The organism is Pseudomonas sp. HN2, from assembly GCF_020736465.1.
In the GTDB taxonomy this organism is placed as follows: domain Bacteria; phylum Pseudomonadota; class Gammaproteobacteria; order Pseudomonadales; family Pseudomonadaceae; genus Aquipseudomonas; species Aquipseudomonas moraviensis_A.
The window spans coordinates 929,882-948,101 of the sequence record NZ_CP085885.1; the positions used below are offsets into that span (position 1 = coordinate 929,882).

Sequence of the window (18,220 nt, forward strand, 5' to 3'; positions counted from 1 at the left end):
TTACTCCAGATCAAAAGCCCCTCACCCCAGCCCTCTCCCGGAGGGAGAGGGGGCCGACCGAGGTGTCTTGCGTCATACATCGACCTGGGAGACCGAGGCGATTATGGATCGGGTACCGCAATCAGCACGATTCTGGATTCAGTGCAGGACGTTCAGGTCGGTGTATAGCGTAAATGATTTGCGGTCGGTCCCCTCTCCCTCTGGGAGAGGGCTAGGGTGAGGGCATTCTCCTGTCCGCCGCAATTCTGATGATCTGCTCCAACACATTGTCCATCTGCTGAAGCACCTCAAGATTACTGAATCGCACGACTTGAATGCCTTGTTGATACAGGAAGTTCGACCGGCGCCGGTCGTGAATCATCCCGCCCGTTTCATAGTGTTGCCCCCCCATCCAGCTCAATCGCCAACTTCAAATCTACACAGTAGAAGTCCAGCACATACGGTGGACATGGAAACTGTCGGCGGAATTTCAGGTTGGCGATCTGCCGGGAACGCAGGCGCTGCCAGAGCAGGAGTTCGCAATCTGTCTGGTTGGTGCGTAACTGGCGGGCGAATTGGGCGAGGGTGGGGCGGATTGGCATGGCTTCACGATCCTTGTGAAGTTGACTGGAGATTTAACAGTAGTCCATTTCCCTCACCCAGGCCCTCTCCCGGAGGGAGCTGACCGAGGTGTCTTGCGTCATGCATCGACCTGGAAGACCGAGGTGATTATGGCTTTGGATTCAGTGAAGGACGCTCAGGTCGGCGTCGATCTCGAGCATCCCCCAATCGGTCCCCTCTACCTCCGGGAGAGGGCTAGGGTGAGGGGCTTCTCGCAGGTGTTAGTAAACATCCCGGCGATACCGTCCCAGCTCGATCAGCCGTTGAACTTCATCGGCACCCAGCAGATCATTGAGCACCTGATCCACCCCCGAAGCCATCCCTTGAAGGCTGCCGCAAATGTAGATGACGGCACCATCAGCCAACCATTTCTTCAATTCATCCGCTGACTCACGCAAGCGATCCTGCACATAAACCTTCTCGGCCTGATCCCGGGAAAACGCCAGATCCAGGCGCGCCAGATCACCATTGACCAGCCATTCCTCCAGCTCGGCGCGGCAGAGGAAGTCGTGCTCGCGGTTGCGCTCGCCGAACAGCAACCACTGCCGCTGCTGACCGTCGGCAATGCGTGCCTTGAGCAAGCTGCGCAGGCCGGCCAGGCCGGTGCCGTTGCCCAGCAGGATCATCGGCACCGGCTCGTTCGGCAGGTGGAAGCCGCTGTTGCGCCGCACCCGCAGGCTGATGCTGCCGCCCACGGGCGCATGCTCGGTGAGCCAGCCGGAGCCGATGCCGAGGCTGCCGTCGTTGTGCTGTTCCTGACGCACGATCAGCTCCAGCATGCCGTCGGCGGCGATCGAGGCGATGGAGTATTCGCGCATCGCCAGCGGCACCATTGCGTCGACCAGCGATTGCGCATGCAGGCCGACCAGATGCGCACGATGTTCAGGCAACTGGCGTGAAGCGAGTGCCACTTCCAGCGGCTCGTCGATGCCGTTGACCTTGACCGGAGTTTCGCCACGGATGCCGAGGCCGTCGAGGAAATGTTCGATGGCCCACGGGCAATTGCGTGGCAGCACTTCGACCAGGTCACCGGCCAGCCAGCTGCGCGTATCCGGGGCCTTGAGGCCGAGCATATAGACCGGCGCGCCGCTGCTGTCGGGGTTCATCAGTTCGCGACGGACCAGCGTCCAGTTGTCGTAGCTTGGCGCTTGCCAGGTTTCGCTCGGCGTTTGCCCGGTCAGCTGGCCGAGTTGCGTTTGCCAGTGGCGCAGTGCATAGGGATCGCCGCTGTCGACTTCCACCGGGGCGAACAGGGTTTTGCCGCCGTGTTCGCCGAGCCATTGATGCAAGCGTTTGGCGAAGCCGCAGAAGTGCGCGTATTGCCGATCGCCGAGGCCGAGCACGGCGTAGTTGAGGCCGTCGAGTGTCGAAGCCTTGGCCAGCACTTTGCGTTCGAAGCCACGGGCGCTGTCCGGTGCTTCGCCGTCGCCGAAGGTGCTGACCACGAACAACGCATTGTTCGAATCGCGCAGATCCTGTTCGCTGAGATTGGCCAGCGGCTGCACGTTGACCGGCAGTCCGGCGGCCTGCAATTGCCCGGCGGTCTGCCACGCCAGTTGCTCGGCGAAACCGCTCTGACTGGCGAAGCCGATCAGCCATGCCGACGCATCAGCGGACGGTTGCGCCAGACCCTGACGGGCATCCTTGATCTGCTTTTTCTTGCGCCGGCGATCCAGATACAGCAGCCAGCCGGTGATGAAAAACAGCGGCATGCACACCGCCGCCATCGTCACGATGATCCGCCCGACGAGGCCGAAATAACTGCCGACGTGCAGTGCGTAAATGCTGGTCAGCAGTTGTGCCTTGAAGCTTTTGTCGGCATAGCGGTCGACGCGTTTGACCACGCCGCTCGCCGGGTCGAGGGTGATCTGGTTCAGCGCGCGGTCATGGGGCGAGCTGTCGAGCAGGTAGAACACCGTCGCCGGCTGGCCGGCCACCGCTGGCATGCGGATGTTGTACGCCGCCAGACCCGGGCCGGCGGCGCTGTAGATGCTGCTCCACATCGCTGCGTAGTCGGCCGTCGGTGCCGGGCCTTCTGGCGCCGGTCCGCGACCGCCGCGTACGCGCTCGTTCTGTGGTGCGTCGGAAAGCAGCCGGGTCAGGCCCTTGTTGTACCACTCGTACGACCACGACAATCCGGTCAATGCCAGCAGCAGATAGACCAGCAGGCACCAGGTGCCGGCGACCGAGTGCAGATCCCAATTGAACGCGCGACCCTTCTTTTTCCAGTCCAGCGTCAGCCAAACGCGCCAGCTGTTCCACTGGCGTGGCCAGCGCAGATAAAGGCCGGAGAAACAGAAGAACAACAGCATCAGTGTGCAGGCGCCGGTGATGTTGCGCCCGGTGTCGCCCATGGCGAGGAAGCGGTGCAGTTGCAGCATCAGGCCGAAGAAATCCTGGCCAGTGGCGTCGCCCTTGAACTCGGCGGTGTACGGATCGAAGTAGCGCATCTCGCCCCGCCGTTCGCCCTTGGGCGGGGTGAAGTAAACCCGTGCGGCGTGACCGCTGTCGGTTTCGACCCAGAGCATGGCGACCTTCTTGCCGGACGCGGCTTCGATGCGCTCCACCAGTTCCACCGGCGGCAACACGCCGGCGACCTGCTTTTCCACCTGCAAAACGGACGGATTGAGGGCGCGCAGGATCTCGTCCTGAAACGAATACGCCGCGCCGGTGATGCCCATCAGGGCCAGCACCAGCCCTGCGGTGATGCCAAAAAACCAGTGCAACTGGAACAGGGTTTTCTTCAACACGTCACTCGCCGTCCGTTCGGAAATTGTCATCACGGCGGGCATTATGCCGTGGGTTATCAAGAAGCGTTTTGCGTAACACACAAAAGCCCCGTTCAACTGAATGAACGGGGCCGAGCCATACGGCATATCCCATGTAGGAGCGAGCCTGCTCGCGAAAGCGGTGTGTCAGTCAGCATCAATCCCTCTGACAGATAGCTATCGCGAGCAGGCTCACTCCTACAGGTTTCCACAGCAATCAGAAGTGGAAATTGGTACTCAACAGCGCCGTCCGTCCCGCCGCCTGATTGGCGAAGTGGGTCGAGAAGGCTTTGTCGTAATAGGTTTCGTCAGTCAGGTTCTGCACGTTGAGTTGCAGGTCGACGTTCTTGGTCAGCTTGTAGGCCGCCATCGCGTCGTAACGTACGTACGAGTCGACCATCGTTGTATTCGCCACACTGCCGTAGACGTCGTCGACGTAGAACGCGCCACCACCGATGGTCAGCTTTGGCGTGACCTGATAGGTGGTCCACAGGCTGGCGCTGTTTTTCGGTGTGTTCGGCAGATCGTTGCCGTCGTTGGCGCGACCCAGCGGGCCGCCGTCGACCTGTTCGCTGTCCATGAAGGCGTAACCGGCGAACACCTGCCACTTGTCGGTGATCCTGCCGCTGGCCGACAGTTCGAAACCTTGCACGCGGGTCTTGCCGGCGTTCTCGTACGAGCTGGTATCGACCTGCACGCGAGCGTTTTCCTTCTCGGTGCGGAAGATGTCGGCGGTCAGCGACAGGCGATCATTGAGCAGATCCCACTTGGTGCCGATCTCGTAGTTCCTGGTGGTTTCCGGCTCCATGTCGCTGCTCAGCAGGTTGCCGCTGCGATCCGGCGTACCGCCCAGCGGATTGCCTTCCTGACCTTCGCCCAAGGTGTTGCCCGGCGGCGTCGCCGAGGTCGCGTAGGAAGCATAGATGCTGCCGTTTTCCGCCGGCTTGTAGACCACACCGAACTGGCCGGTGACGAACTCGCTGGTGTCATCACCCTTGGAGGTGGTGCGGCCAGCGGCGTTGTAGGTCTTGTAATCGGTGTCGAAGTGGTCGTAGCGCAGGCCCATGTTCACCAGCCATTGCTCGGACAATTCCAGCGTGTCGAACACGTACAGCGCGTAGGTGTCGGCCTGGGTGTCGGTGCCGGCGTAGTTGCGCGAAATCGCGCCGTTCCACGGATCGTTCGGGTTCGGGTTCGACAGCGAGGTGCAGTTGTAACCGCTGGCCGCGCCGATCAGACCCGGGTTGCAGTTGGTCGTTACGGCGCTGGTGCGCGGTGTGGTGTCGGTGTTGACGTTGTACGAGGATTTTTCGCTCTGCTCACGGGTGTACTCGACACCGGTGGAGAAGCTGTTCTTGAAACCGGCCACGTAAAAGGTGCCGAACAGGTCGGTCTGGTTGGTGGTGGTTTCGGTGTTGCTCACCCGTGTGTTGGCGCGACGCCAGACGCTGCCATTGTTGACGTTGCCCTTGCTGTCGTCCGGCTGGGTGAGGATGTAATCCTGCATGCTGGTGCCGTGGCGCAGGGTGTTCTTGATGGTCAGCGCATCGTTCAGGTCGTGCTCGATGGCGAAGGTCGCGGTGTCGGTGCGGCCCTTGCGGAAGTCGCGATCCAGACCGTAGAAGTTGTCATGGTCGCCACCGGCGTACGGCTTGTCCGGGTTGGACTTGGTGCGTGCGGCCGAACCACCGGTCGGAATGGTGTACGGGATGCCCGAGTCCGGAGTGTCGTTGCTTTCCAGGTGGTAGTAGTCAAGGTTGACGCGGGTATCGGTACCCAGGCCGAAAGCCAGGGAGGGTGCGATGCCCCAACGGTCGTAATCGACCTTGTCGCGACCGGCGACGTTGCTCTCATGGCTCATCAGGTTGAGACGGCCGGCAGCGTTGTCGCTGAACTGGTAGTTGCCGTCGAGGGTGTAGCGTTGGGTCTGGTCGGAGCCGTAGGTGAAGCCGCCGTCGAACGAGTTGCCCAGGTGCGCTTTCTTACTCACCAGGTTGATGCTGCCGCCGGCGGCGCCACGACCGCCAATCGCCGAGTTCGGGCCTTTGCTGACTTCGATGTTTTCAACAGCGAAGATTTCGCGGCTCTGCGAACCGGTGTCGCGCACGCCGTCCAGGTAAGTGTCACCCTGAGCGTCGAAGCCACGAATGAACGGACGATCGCCCTGGGGGTTGCCGCCTTCACCGGCACCGAAGGTGATGCCCGGCACGGTACGCAGTGCGTCCTGCATGTTCAGCGCGCCGGTGTCCTTGAGCACTTGTTGCGGGATGACGGTGACCGAGCGCGGCGTGTCGACCAGCGGCGCGGTGTACTTGGGGGAGGAGGCTTTTTCGACCTGGTAGGAGGTCGCGTCCTGGGCTTCGCCGGTGATGGCGGTGGCGTCCAGGGCGATGGCGTTGCCGGACGCTTTGCTCTCGGTTTTTTCCGCTGCAAAGACTATCTGCCCCGCAGAGCCGGCGGTGATTGCGACACCGATTGCCGAGGCGAGCAGACGTGGTGAACTGACCGGTAGTTGTGCGTGTTGACGTGCCATTTTTATTCCCCTCCCCAAGGATTTGAGGCGGCGGAATATAGGGTAAACAGGTATTCGTATCAATTGCGAAACATTGTTATTCGCATTGAATTTACATTCTTTACAATTTGCCCTTACGGTTTCTGTTCGTTCATTCGTCTTGCGGGTTTTACACGGTCAATAAGAATCAATACCATTGCCGCCTTCTTGCCATCAGGTGACATTGCCATGCTGCTGCACATTCCCGGGCTGTTCGCAAAAGACGAAGTGCAGCGCATCCGCCGGGCCCTGGAGCAGGCGGACTGGGCCGATGGCAAGATCACTGCGGGCTTCCAGTCGGCCAAGGCCAAGCACAACCTGCAATTGCCCGAAGGCCATCCGCTGGCCAAGGAAATCGGCGCGGCGATGCTTGAGCGGCTGTGGAAAAATCCGCTGTTCATGTCCGCCGCATTGCCGCACAAAGTCTTTCCACCGTTGGTGAACTGTTACACCGCCGGCGGCAGTTTCGATTTCCATATCGACAATGCCGTACGCCAGCCCAAGGGCAGCATCGAACGGGTGCGTACCGATCTGTCGGCGACGCTGTTCTTCAGCGAGCCGGAAGATTACGACGGCGGCGAGCTGGAGATTCAGGACACCTACGGCAGCCAGCGAGTGAAGTTGCCGGCCGGCGACATGGTGTTGTATCCGGGCACCAGTTTGCACAAGGTCAATGCGGTCACTCGTGGCGCGCGTTATGCGTCGTTTTTCTGGACACAAAGCCTGGTGCGCGAGGACAGTCAGCGCGCGTTGTTGTTCGAGATGGACGCGGCGATTCAGCAGCTGACCCAAGACGTCCCCGATCATCCCTCGCTGATCCGCCTCACCGGCACTTATCACAACCTGCTGCGGCGGTGGGTCGAGGTATGAGTTTCCACCTGCGCCGCGAGGAAGTCCTCGATGCCGCCGGGTTGGCGGCGATGCTTGAAGAAAGCCCGGCTCGAGCGGCGCAGGCGATTTTGCTGGCGGCGGGTGAGGGCGAGGTTGAAGCGCAGGCGCTGCTCGGGCAGATCCTGCTCGACGGCCAAGGCATCGCGCAGGATCAAGCGCTGGCGCTGCGCTGGTTCGCCATCGCCGCCGGACGCGGGCACCTGATGGCGCGCAATATGCTCGGACGTTGCCATGAGCATGGTTGGGGTTGTGCGGCGGATGCCTCGGTGGCGGCGCAGCATTATCGAATCGGCGCCGAGGCGGGCCTGGACTGGGCGATGTACAACCTCGCCAACCTGCTGGCGACCGGGCGCGGGGTGACGGCTGATCATCGGCAGGCGTTGGCGTTGTATCGACGCGCGGCTGAGTTGGGCCATGCCAAATCGATGAATCTGCTTGGGCGCTATCTGGAGGAGGGGCAGGTGTGTCCGGCGGATCCGCCAGCGGCGCGTGACTGGTATCGGCGCTCGGCTGAAGCGGGGGATTTTCGTGGGCAGTTCAGTTATGCGGCGGTGTTGACGGCTGAGGGGCGGGTTGATGAGGCAGTCGATTGGCTTGAGAAAGCCCTGGCCGGGGGGAATCTGAATTTTCTGCGGGTGGCGAGTGAGGCGCTGGCTGGTGCGACAGATCCCAGAATTCAGGAGATGGTTGCTCAGTTCGCACTTCGATACGCAGAGTTGCAGCGCGGCTGAAACCGCAAAGCCCTCACCCTAGCCCTCTCCCAGGGGGAGAGGGGACTGACCGCGTCGTTCCTGCGCTATACATCGACCTGAAATATCCAGTCGAACTCAATTTTGAAAAGCATGCACATCGGCTCTCTCTCCCTCGGGAGAGGGCTGGGCGGGCGGCGTTCCGATGAGGGGCTTCGGTCTCAAGTGCAAATGAACCCCCAGCCGAACACCCACAAAAAAAGCCCACAACATCGTGGGCTTTTCACTTGCAGCTAGCAGCTTGAAACTTGCCGCTGCCTCTTACACGTAAAACGACTTCAACGGCGGAAAGCCATTGAATTCAACCGCGCTATAGCTGGTGGTGTACGCACCGGTCGACAACCAGTACAGGCGATCACCAATCGCCAGATTCAGCGGCAGACCGTACTTGTAGTTCTCATACATGATGTCGGCGCTGTCGCAGGTCGGGCCGGCGATCACGACTTCTTCCATCTCGCCTTTCTTCTCGGTCCAGATCGGGAACTTGATCGCTTCGTCCATGGTTTCGATCAGGCCGGAGAACTTGCCCACATCGGTATACACCCAGCGCTCGACGGCAGTGCGCGACTTGCGTGCAACCAGTACCACTTCGCTGACCAGAATACCGGCGTTGGCGATCAGCGAACGGCCCGGCTCGAGAATGATTTCCGGCAGATCATCACCGAAGTCTTCCTTGAGGAAACGGATGATTTCTTCGGCGTAGGTTTCCAGGCTGTTGGTGCGGGTGATGTAGTTGGCCGGGAAGCCACCGCCCATGTTGATCAGCTTCAGATGAATGCCATCTTCTTCCTTCAGGCGTTCGAAAATCACTTTGACCTTGGCGATCGCCGCGTCCCAGACGCTGATGTCGCGCTGTTGCGAGCCGACGTGGAAGGAGATGCCGTACGGCACCAGACCGAGGTCGCGGGCGAGGATCAGCAGGTCCATGGCCATGTCGGTCTGGCAGCCGAACTTGCGCGACAGCGGCCAGTCAGCTGTGGTCGAGCCTTCAGTCAGAATACGCACATAGACTTTCGAGCCCGGGGCAGCCTTGGCGATGTTGCGCAGGTCGGCTTCGGAGTCGGTGGAGAACAGACGCACACCCTTCTCGTAGAAGTAGCGGATGTCCTTGGATTTCTTGATGGTGTTGCCGTAGCTGATGCGGTCCGGGCTGACGCCACGATCCATCACTTTGTCCAGCTCGTAGATCGAGGCGATGTCGAAGCTCGAACCTTTGTCTTTGAGCAGGTCGATGATCTCGACGGCAGGGTTGGCCTTGACCGCATAGTAGACCTTGGCGAATTCGAAACCGGCACGCAGGTCATCGTAGGCCTGGGCGATCATCGCGGTGTCGATCACCACGAACGGGGTTTCCTGTTTGTCGGCGAACGCCTTCATTTTGTCGAATGTAGCGCGCGCGAAATAGTCTTCGACCTGGATCGACATGCTGGGAACTCCTACTGGCAAACTGTAATTAACAATGGGTGCATGAACGTCCTCCGTATCCCCACTTTGGTTCGCCTACTTCCCAAGGCATGTCGCCGAAAGCAAAAAGGCCCAGAGATGTGCCGCTATCCCTTGGCCTTGCTGTCTCGTCGTCAGTACTTGAGCCGGATGGATCGTTTCCAGCATGGACGTTCGGCGCGAACTTTAGGGCGTGAGGGGCGTGAGATCAACTAAAAATGTCGCGTTTTTGCACGCTTCTGACGTGCGCCGCGTTCATCACTCCTTGTACCCGACCGAGATGACGGACAGATGTTCCCGAGGGATTTTCGAGTGTTAAACATATCTGCACGTTCGTAGCTTTTGTCGGCTAGATCGCTGGTAAGTGTGATGGCGACAACATCGGCGACGTTGGCGGCGAGAGAGGTTGGTGAGGGGGATTTTGAGCCCGGAAGAAGGTAGATGGACAACGCTTTTTCAAGCGGGACTGTTGAGATTCTTTGTCACCTTGTGAAGATCAACAAAATCACGCAGATTCCTGTAGGAGTGAGCCTGCTCGCGATAGCTCTTTCATAGCCAACATCTCTATTGACTGTCATTTCGCCATCGCGAGCAGGCTCACTCCTACAGGAGATTGCATTTCAATCATGCAAGGATGGTTTACGCGACCACGGTCTCAGCCGGCGAGACGATATTGGTCTTCATCCCTCGCGAACGTCCCGAGCTCAGGTACGCCGCGATCGACTCCTGCGTCACCTCGCCGAGGAACACCCGTTCCGCGTCCATCACCGGCAGCCAGGCGCGGTTGAACTCGTACATGCGCGACAGCAGGATGCGCAGGTGCTCGTCGTACGCCGCCGTGGCGTTGAATTCACGCAGGAATTGCGCACAGGTGCCGGTCTGGCGATGCAGGTCGCGACGGCGCACGTAACCCAGCGCCTTGTTCTCGGCGCAGGTGACCACCACGTAGCGACGGTCGTGCTCGTCCATCAATTCCAGCGCATCGGCCACTGGCGTTTCCGGGCTCACCGACGGCGCGTTGTCCGCCGCGTCTTCAGCCTTCACCAATAGCAAGCGCTTGAGGGTGCTGTCCTGGCCGACGAAGTTGCTGACGAAATCGTCCGCCGGATGCGCCAGCAGGGTGTCGGGATGATCGATCTGCAGCAGTTTGCCGGCGCGGAAAATGGCGATCTTGTCGCCCAGCTTGATGGCTTCGTCGATATCGTGGCTGACCATGATCACGGTCTTGTTCAGCGCGCGCTGCATCTCGAAGAACTCGTTCTGGATCATCTCGCGGTTGATCGGGTCGACCGCGCCAAACGGCTCGTCCATCAACAGCAGCGGAGCATCCGCCGCCAATGCGCGGATCACGCCGATTCGCTGTTGCTGACCACCGGACAGTTCCCGCGGATAACGATGCAGATACTGCTTGGGCTCAAGCTTGATCATGCTCATCAGTTCGCGGGCGCGGTCGTGGCATTTCTGTTTGTCCCAGCCGAGCAGTTTCGGCACGACGACGATGTTCTCTTCGATGGTCATGTTCGGGAACAGACCGATCTGCTGGATTACGTAGCCGATGTTGCGACGCAGGGTCACCTCATCGAGATCGGTGGTGTCTTCGCCGTTGATGAGGATCTTGCCCGAGGTCGGTTTGATCAGGCGGTTGATCATCTTCAGCGTGGTGCTTTTGCCGCAACCCGATGGCCCGAGGAACACGCAGATCTCGCCTTCATTGACGGTCAGGCTTACCGAGTCCACGGCTTTGACATCTTTGCCGTTGCTTTGGAAGGTCTTGCTGAGGTTTTGAAGTTCGATCATTTCAGGAGTCCTTTTGGAGTCAGCGAGCGTTGCAGCCACTGCAAAACGAGATCGGCGAAAATCGCCAGAAGACTGACCAGCAGCGCGCCGACGATAAGCATCGACATGTCACTGCGACTGATGGAGGCGAGGATCAACACACCGAGGCCGCCGGCGCCGATGGTCGCGGCGATGGTCATCACGCCGATGTTCATCACCACTGCGGTACGCACACCGGCGAGGATCACCGGCACCGCAATCGGCAGTTCGACCATGCGCAGGCGCTGGCCGAAGGTCATGCCGATACCCCGTGCAGCTTCACGGATGCCCGGTTCAACGCCAGTCAGGGCGAGATAGGTGTTGCGCATGATCGGCAGCAACGAATACAGGAACACCGCAGTGATCGCCGGCAGTGGCCCCAGGCCCTGGCCGAACTTGGAGTAGAACGGCAGCAGCAGGCCGAACAGGGCAATCGACGGCACGGTCAGCAGCACCGTGGCGCTGGCCTGCAAGGGGCCGGCGAGGCTCGGAAAGCGCGTCATCAGAATGCCCAGCGGCACGCCGATGACAATCGCCAGGGTCACGGCGATGCCGACCAGAGTGATGTGCTGCCAGGTCAGGTGCATCACCTGCTGCCAGTCGAGATGGGAAAAGGCGTTCAGAAATTCCATGACTTCTCCTCTCTTAATTCAGTGGGTGCTGGCGCAGGAAATCGGCGGCAACGGACGATGGGCTTTCGTGGTCGACATCCACCCGCGCGTTGAGCTGGCGCATGGTTTCGTCATCGAACAGTTCGGCCAGCGGCTTGAGTTGTTCGGCCAGTTTCGGATTGGCATCCAGCGTGGCCTGACGCACCACGGGAGCTGCGGTGTAGTCGGGGAAGTAATGCTTGTCGTCTTCCAGCAATTTCAGGCCGAAGGCGTTGAGGCGGCCGTCGGTGGTGTAGACCAGACCGGCAAATACCTGACCGTTGCGCAGCGCGGTGTAGACCAGGCCGGCGTCCATCTGACGGATATTCTTGCGGGTCAGGTTCATGTCGTAGAGCTTGACCATGCCATCGAGACCGTCGGAGCGATTGGCGAACTCGGTATCCAGCGCCACCAGATGATTGGTCTTGGCTTCCGCACGCAGCACTTCGTTGAGCTGGCTGATGTTGTTGATCTGCGGATATTCCTCAGCCACTTTCTTGGGGAGGGCGAGGGCGTAGGTGTTGCTGAATTTCGACGGCGTCAGCCAGATCAGGCCTTTTTTCGCGTCGAGTTCTTTGACCCGGGCGTAGGACTGCGCGCTGTCGAGTTTTTCCGTGACATGGTTGTAGGCCACCAGCGACACGCCGGTGTATTCCCAGAGCAGGTCCAACTGGCCGCTTTCGTGGGCGCTGCGAGCGAGGTTGCTGCCCAGACCGCCAGTGATCTGCGCGTCGTAGCCTTTGCTGCGCAGGTATTGCGCGGTGATTTCGGCGAGCAGGGTCTGCTCGGTAAATACCCGCGCGCCAAGGCGGATAACCGGTTTTTCGGCGGCTTGCGCCAACCCTGCGAACAGCAGGACGCAGCCTAAGATCAAACTAAGACGTTTCATGAATATTCCTTCGCAAGGGCCTTAAGACGGGCGCAAACCGCGTTCCAGCCAGAGACGGCTGGCGAGGGTGACCACGCCATCGAGCAACAGCGCCAGCAGCGCGGTGCACGCGGCGCCGAGCAGCAGTTGCGGCTGATTGTTCAGGGCGATGCCGGGGAAAATCAGGCTGCCGAGGCTGTTGGCGCCGATCAGGAACGCCAGCGGCGCGGTGCCGACGTTGATGGCCAGTGCGACACGCACGCCACCGACGATGATCGGCACGGCGTTGGGCAATTCGACTTTCCACAACACTTGGCGCGGGGTCATGCCGATGCCGACGGCGGCTTCCTTGAGCGAGCCCTGAACGTTTTTCAGACCTTCGTAGGTATTGCGCACGATCGGCAACAGGGAGGCGAGGAACAGCGCAAAGATTGCCGGGCCACTGCCGATGCCGAGGATGCCCAGCGCGATCGCGAGCACGGCCAGCGGTGGCACGGTATTGCCGATATTGAAGATCTGCATGAAGCGTTCGGCGCGGCCGACCATGGTCGGGCGGCTGAGGAAGATGCCGGCGGGGATGCCCACGACAAGGGCGGCCAGCATGGACGCGAGGACAAGAATCAGATGAGCTTGCAGGTAAAACAACAAATCGTCGCGGTAGTGTTCGATCGTGTTGATGCCGATCCAGTGGACCAGCAGGGCCAGGAGCGCGATCACCACCGCACCTCCCATCAGCCCTTTGCCATAGCGGATAGCCACAGGCGGACTCCTTTTTTTGTAGTCGGCGAGCGCTGCTCCGCGTGGCAAGCCCATTTCTGGTTGCCGCAGTCAGCGTTCGCGAAAAGTAGCCGTTTTCCAGCACCGGCCAAGCGGCGTGAAAGCGAGCCATGAGCGCAGCCTCGTCAGGCTAACTTGCTGATTTTTCAGCCCCTGACGAAGATTCGTAACAGGGGATGGACGTCTCCAGGCTTTAAAAGGTTCCCACGTTAGACACTATTTGGCCACCCTGTTGGCGCTGCCGAAGGCTGCGATCTTTTGACTTTGCTGCTGAAAACAAGATCAAAAGATCGCCGCCTGCGGCAGCTCCTGCGGGGTTTCGCGCGGCCGAGGGACGGTGGTTCGGCGATCACTTTTTAAGCTATACTCGCCGCCCTTTTTTGAATCACCGCCAGGCGATTTCCCATGACCCAACAGGCCGCCGAAGTCGCGAAACGCCGCACTTTCGCCATTATTTCCCACCCCGATGCCGGTAAAACCACGATCACCGAAAAGCTCCTGTTGATGGGCAAGGCGATTGCAGTGGCCGGTACGGTGAAATCCCGTAAATCCGATCGCCATGCGACATCCGACTGGATGGAGATGGAGAAGCAGCGGGGTATTTCCATTACCACGTCGGTCATGCAGTTCCCCTATCGCGAACACATGATCAACCTGCTCGATACGCCGGGCCACGAAGACTTCTCCGAAGACACCTACCGCACCCTGACGGCGGTGGACTCGGCCTTGATGGTTCTCGACGGCGGTAAGGGTGTAGAGCCACGGACCATTGCGCTGATGGACGTCTGCCGTCTGCGTGACACGCCGATCGTCAGCTTCATCAACAAACTCGACCGCGACATCCGCGACCCGATCGAACTGCTCGACGAAATCGAAGCCGTTCTGAAGATCAAGGCGGCGCCGATCACCTGGCCGATCGGTTGCTATCGCGACTTCAAAGGCGTGTATCACCTGGCCGATGACTACATCATTGTCTACACCGCCGGTCACGGTCACGAACGCACCGAAACCAAGATCATCGAAAAACTCGACTCCGACGAGGCGCGCGCACACCTGGGCGATGAGTACGAGCGCTTCATCGAGCAACTGGAACTGGTGCAGGGCGCCTGCCACGAGTTCAATCAGCAGGAATTCCTCGACGGTCAACTGACCCCGGTGTTTTTCGGTACCGCACTGGGCAACTTCGGTGTCGACCACGTGCTCGATGCTGTCGTCGATTGGGCGCCGCGCCCGCTGGCCCGTGTGGCCAACGAGCGCACGGTCGATCCGGTGGAAGAGAAGTTCTCGGGCTTCATCTTCAAGATCCAGGCGAACATGGACCCGAAACACCGCGACCGCATCGCCTTCATGCGTATCTGCTCCGGCAAGTACGAAAAAGGCATGAAGATGCGTCATGTGCGTACCGGCAAGGACGTGCGCATCGGCGACGCCCTGACGTTCTTCTCCTCCGAGCGTGAACAGCTCGAAGAAGCCTACGCCGGCGACATCATCGGCCTGCACAACCACGGCACCATCCAGATCGGCGACACCTTCAGCGAAGGCGAAGTCCTCGGTTTCACCGGCATCCCGCACTTCGCCCCGGAACTGTTCCGTCGTGTGCGTCTGCGTGATCCGCTGAAATCCAAGCAATTGCGTCAGGGCCTGCAGCAGTTGGCGGAAGAGGGCGCGACGCAGGTGTTCTTCCCCGAGCGCAGCAACGACATCATTCTCGGCGCCGTGGGTGTACTGCAGTTCGATGTGGTCGCCAGCCGTTTGAAAGAGGAATACAAGGTCGAATGTTCATATGAGCCGATCACCGTGTATTCCGCGCGCTGGATCGAGTGCGACGACAAGAAGAAGCTTGAGGAATTTTCCAACAAGGCGGTGGAGAACCTCGCGCTGGATGGCGGTGGTCATCTGACCTATCTGGCGCCGACGCGGGTGAATCTGGCGTTGATGGAAGAGCGCTGGCCGGATGTGAAATTCCGCGCGACGCGTGAGCATCATTAAAGTTTGAGTTGGTTCTCTGAAAGCCCCTGAGGTTTAGGCCTTGGGGGCTTTTTATTGTCTTGGGTTTGGGTGTTTATCCATTTCTGCGGGTGTTGCGGCTGGCGGTTTCGCCCGTACGGCGAGAGACGCCAAAAAGATACCCCAAAAGGCTTGCTCCTGCGTTCGGCCCTCGCAGGCTCGGGTTCCTTCGCTGCGGAACCGATCCGCTCAGCCTTCCGACGTTTCCCGTGGATCAAGAGCACTCGAGCTAACGCTCATTGTTGAGTGGTGCGGCTTCGCTGCTTTGCTTTTCTGTGGGAGCGAGCCTGCTCGCGAAGGCGGCCTGTCAGCCGTCGTATTTCAAAAGCCCCGTGGTGCAGGCCTTGGTTTTTAAAACGTTCGACTTTATATACGAGGCGAAGCCTTATTGGGTTTCGCCCCTTTTTTCATTAAATTCTTTATCCCATGTTTTTTAATTTCTCTTGTATGTCCGAAGGCACTAATTGGAGGAATCCATCAATGCTAACGTAGCCAGTGATTAAGCTTACAACTCCAGTCGTTGAGGTAACTGAAAACTCAAAAGAGGCTTTTACGATTTCCCCGGCCAAGTCGTAGTATTCAATTTTTATTCCTCCTGAATTGACGAGCCATTGATCGTCGGTGGCGGACTCCTTATAAATGACACTGGCCTCTCTATCAGGTCCCCTCTCTACTAGATCGCAGGTTTTGCCGGCTTTGATATCATCTAGATGGTGCAGCCAGAAGGATATTGCATATATCTCGTCCGTTAAATAAACGGCTGCAAAGTTAAGTTCGTTATCAATTGTCTTTGATCGAAAATACAAAGGCTCCTTAGAAGTGCCAGAGTTTTTTTTTGCGGTAAATGTTGCTACGCCTTTGTTTGTCATGGTGATCTCCTGAGTTGGCGCTTATAGGGCAAGCACAAAGAGGTTTGTAACACCCCCGTTCCACTGCCATCCACTGTCATTGTTGACAGTTAAACGATTCAGCAGTTACTCATGAGTAAGTCTGAGGACCAGCAATGCGTGCAAACGAAACTCAACTTTGTTGCGAAGAATGATCACGATAATCGTACGAGAACGGTTGAGGGGGAGATGGATCTGACTGCAAGAGAAACCATAATTCGCAATTAGCCAACCGCGCCAGCAAAACCAGATTATCCAAGGGTTTTCAACCATCGAGGCTCGGTGCGCCCGAGCTCTGAGCCGTCCTTATATTATTACTCGAGTAGAATTGTTCCCTGATGAAAGACCATGTGCCACTGTTCGCCCTGTTTGCGCCAGATCGAGCTACGCAGCGTATTGACGGTGACACCTCGAGCCATATCCATGTTCTGGCAGTGATAGGTCACCAGCGTAATGTCGTCCGACAGATAACTACTGCTGAATTGACTGATGGTGCGCTGCGTAAAGGACTGTTTTGGCAATTGCTCGATGACTTCTGCCTTCGACCATTTAACGCCGCGAGCACCAATCTCGACAAAGTCATCTGCGATCAATTGCGAAAGCTCTTTGGCATCGCTTCGAACAGCTCGCGATAGCAGTGATTGTTCGAGATCCAGCAAAGTCTTTGACAGGTCCATTGCAGCAGCCTTTGTTCAAATGTGCAGCGATACCTTACCCGATGACTTTGCGGCACTGGCGAATTACCTGGGTTGAGTGGCGTTTGAGGAAATTTCCGTCAGTTGTTTGCTTCGCGAGCGTAGCCCAGCTCTGCTTTTACATTTCAAAACCTCACCCCCACGACATTCCAATCCAACCCGTCTACTGTTCAGCGAACCCTCGCCCACAGCGGACGTTACATGCTCAAAGGACTGACTCATCTGTTGCACCCCAACGGCTATTTCACCCCCATGGCCTGGGTCCTCGCAGCGCTTTTGTTCATCAATCGCCTCAGCGCCATGGTCAAGCTGTTCATGGCGTTGTACCTGCGTCAGGAACTGGGGTTGGCGATTGAAACCGTCGGCTGGTTGCTCTCGGCGTATGGCGCGGGGTTGTTGGTTGGTTCGATGCTTGGCGGTTGGCTCAGTGATCACGTGCGCACGGCGCGGCTGACGGCGGCGCTGTTTTTCGTTTCGGTGTGGGTGCTGGTGCTGTTGGGGCTGGTGACGCAGGTGCCGTGGCTGGCCGGTTTGTTGCTGCTCAGCGGAGTCATCGACGGGGCGATTCGCACGTTGCACCAGCGGCTGATCATGGAATATTGCGAAGTTGCGCAGCGCTCGCGGGCGCAAGCATTGAGTCGGGTGGCGCGCAATCTGGGCATGGCGGCTGCCGGGGTGGCGGGTGGGGTGTTGGCGCAGGCGGATTTTCGATGGGTGTTTTTTGTCAGTGCGGCGATGACCATGCTGGCGCTGCTGTGGTTCGTGCGCACGACGTGGCGGCGGCCGGTGCTGGTGCTTGAAGACGAATCCGCCGATGGCTCAAGCGTGCCGCTTCGCGACAAGCCGTTCCTCTGGCTGCTGGCGGCGACGGCCGTGCTCGGCATTGCGTTCGACACGGTCTACAGCACGCTGGGCAATTATCTGCGTGACTACTACCACCTGAGCACAGAGGCGATCGGTTGGCAGTTCGGGCTCAATGCGCTGTTGGTGATCGCGCTGCAGATCCCGCTGTCGCACTCGGTCGAACGCTGGGGCTCACGTTGGCAGATGCTTGTCGGCAGCGTGCTGTTGGCCTGTGGGCTGGGCATGTTGCCGTTCGGTTCCGGGTTGGCTTTTGTCTGTCTGTCGACACTGATATGGACCTTGGGCGAGGCCTTGTTCATGCCGCCGTTGAATGTACTGGCGATGCACTTTGCGCAGAGCGGCAAAAGCGGTCAGTACTTCGGCTTGTTCTTTATGAGCTGGAGTGCCAGCGCGCTATTGTCGCCGGTGCTCAGCGGTCAGCTCTACGGCCAGTTTGGCGGGCACAGCGTGTGGTTGATGAGTGCGCTGCTGGTGCTGCTCTCCATTCCACTGACTTGGCAGGCCACGCGAGCCGCTTAGCTGCATCGGTTATTACTGTTATTCGAAAGCAATCTGTGGCTCCAGGGCATTTCTTTCCGCGTCGCCGCGTCCTAAGTGGTGAGCCGGGCGGATCGCGACTAGATTTCACACGAAGCCAGTCCGGCAAGCATGTCTT

15 protein-coding genes are annotated in these 18,220 nt (G+C 59.1%); 4 read left to right on the forward strand and 11 right to left on the reverse strand.

Annotated features, from left to right (window positions below):
* Positions 1–211: 211 nt before the first annotated feature.
* From LIS66_RS27890 to LIS66_RS03955, 4 genes are all read right to left on the reverse strand, one after another.
* On the reverse strand, positions 212–391 hold the full coding sequence (locus LIS66_RS27890; protein ID WP_371919889.1) for a DUF559 domain-containing protein: 180 nt from the start codon (positions 389–391) through the stop codon (positions 212–214).
* Entirely contained in the window at positions 372–581 is a 210-nt protein-coding gene (locus LIS66_RS27895) for an endonuclease domain-containing protein (protein WP_371919890.1), read from the reverse strand. Before LIS66_RS27895 ends, LIS66_RS27890 begins: the two co-directional genes overlap by 20 nt.
* A 240-nt stretch (positions 582–821) precedes the next feature.
* Positions 822–3,350 (reverse strand): PepSY domain-containing protein, encoded by a 2,529-nt coding sequence (locus LIS66_RS03950; RefSeq protein ID WP_227974485.1) that lies wholly within the window; start codon positions 3,348–3,350, stop codon positions 822–824.
* Between the two features lie 235 nt (positions 3,351–3,585).
* Entirely contained in the window at positions 3,586–5,901 is a 2,316-nt protein-coding gene (locus LIS66_RS03955) for a TonB-dependent receptor (protein WP_227973676.1), read from the reverse strand.
* Between the two features lie 207 nt (positions 5,902–6,108).
* Here LIS66_RS03955 and LIS66_RS03960 point away from each other — a divergent pair, with 207 nt between their 5' ends.
* Entirely contained in the window at positions 6,109–6,789 is a 681-nt protein-coding gene (locus tag LIS66_RS03960) for a Fe2+-dependent dioxygenase (RefSeq protein ID WP_083354211.1), read from the forward strand.
* Positions 6,786–7,541: a tetratricopeptide repeat protein gene (locus tag LIS66_RS03965; RefSeq protein WP_227973677.1), complete on the forward strand. Its 756-nt coding sequence runs from the start codon at positions 6,786–6,788 to the stop codon at positions 7,539–7,541. The genes LIS66_RS03960 and LIS66_RS03965 overlap by 4 nt, the downstream gene beginning before the upstream one ends.
* Positions 7,542–7,820: 279 nt before the next feature.
* On the opposite strand, the gene LIS66_RS03970 is transcribed toward LIS66_RS03965, so the two are convergent.
* The 5 genes from LIS66_RS03970 to LIS66_RS03990 form a co-directional block, all read right to left on the reverse strand.
* Entirely contained in the window at positions 7,821–8,984 is a 1,164-nt protein-coding gene (locus tag LIS66_RS03970) for a type III PLP-dependent enzyme (RefSeq protein ID WP_016771733.1), read from the reverse strand.
* A gap of 657 nt (positions 8,985–9,641) precedes the next feature.
* On the reverse strand, positions 9,642–10,799 hold the full coding sequence (locus LIS66_RS03975) for a betaine/proline/choline family ABC transporter ATP-binding protein (protein ID WP_039759487.1): 1,158 nt from the start codon (positions 10,797–10,799) through the stop codon (positions 9,642–9,644).
* Positions 10,796–11,449: an ABC transporter permease gene (locus tag LIS66_RS03980; protein ID WP_042608800.1), complete on the reverse strand. Its 654-nt coding sequence runs from the start codon at positions 11,447–11,449 to the stop codon at positions 10,796–10,798. The genes LIS66_RS03975 and LIS66_RS03980 overlap by 4 nt, the downstream gene beginning before the upstream one ends.
* A gap of 13 nt (positions 11,450–11,462) precedes the next feature.
* On the reverse strand, positions 11,463–12,356 hold the full coding sequence (locus LIS66_RS03985) for a glycine betaine ABC transporter substrate-binding protein (RefSeq protein WP_042608799.1): 894 nt from the start codon (positions 12,354–12,356) through the stop codon (positions 11,463–11,465).
* A gap of 21 nt (positions 12,357–12,377) precedes the next feature.
* On the reverse strand, positions 12,378–13,067 hold the full coding sequence (locus LIS66_RS03990; RefSeq protein WP_172667905.1) for an ABC transporter permease: 690 nt from the start codon (positions 13,065–13,067) through the stop codon (positions 12,378–12,380).
* 450 nt (positions 13,068–13,517) lie between these two features.
* Here LIS66_RS03990 and LIS66_RS03995 point away from each other — a divergent pair, with 450 nt between their 5' ends.
* The gene (locus LIS66_RS03995) at positions 13,518–15,101 is read left to right on the forward strand and encodes a peptide chain release factor 3 (protein WP_227973678.1); all 1,584 of its coding nucleotides are present in this window, start codon (positions 13,518–13,520) and stop codon (positions 15,099–15,101) included.
* Positions 15,102–15,538: 437 nt separating this feature from the next.
* On the opposite strand, the gene LIS66_RS04000 is transcribed toward LIS66_RS03995, so the two are convergent.
* Both LIS66_RS04000 and LIS66_RS04005 read right to left on the reverse strand, forming a co-directional pair.
* Positions 15,539–15,988: a hypothetical protein gene (locus LIS66_RS04000; RefSeq protein ID WP_227973679.1), complete on the reverse strand. Its 450-nt coding sequence runs from the start codon at positions 15,986–15,988 to the stop codon at positions 15,539–15,541.
* 332 nt (positions 15,989–16,320) lie between these two features.
* Positions 16,321–16,683, reverse strand: coding sequence for a DUF4440 domain-containing protein (locus LIS66_RS04005; RefSeq protein ID WP_042608797.1), 363 nt, complete (start codon positions 16,681–16,683; stop codon positions 16,321–16,323).
* Positions 16,684–16,902: 219 nt separating this feature from the next.
* On the opposite strand from LIS66_RS04005, the gene LIS66_RS04010 reads away from it, so the two are divergent.
* The gene (locus LIS66_RS04010) at positions 16,903–18,084 is read left to right on the forward strand and encodes an MFS transporter (RefSeq protein ID WP_227973680.1); all 1,182 of its coding nucleotides are present in this window, start codon (positions 16,903–16,905) and stop codon (positions 18,082–18,084) included.
* The last annotated feature ends 136 nt before the right edge of the window (positions 18,085–18,220 follow it).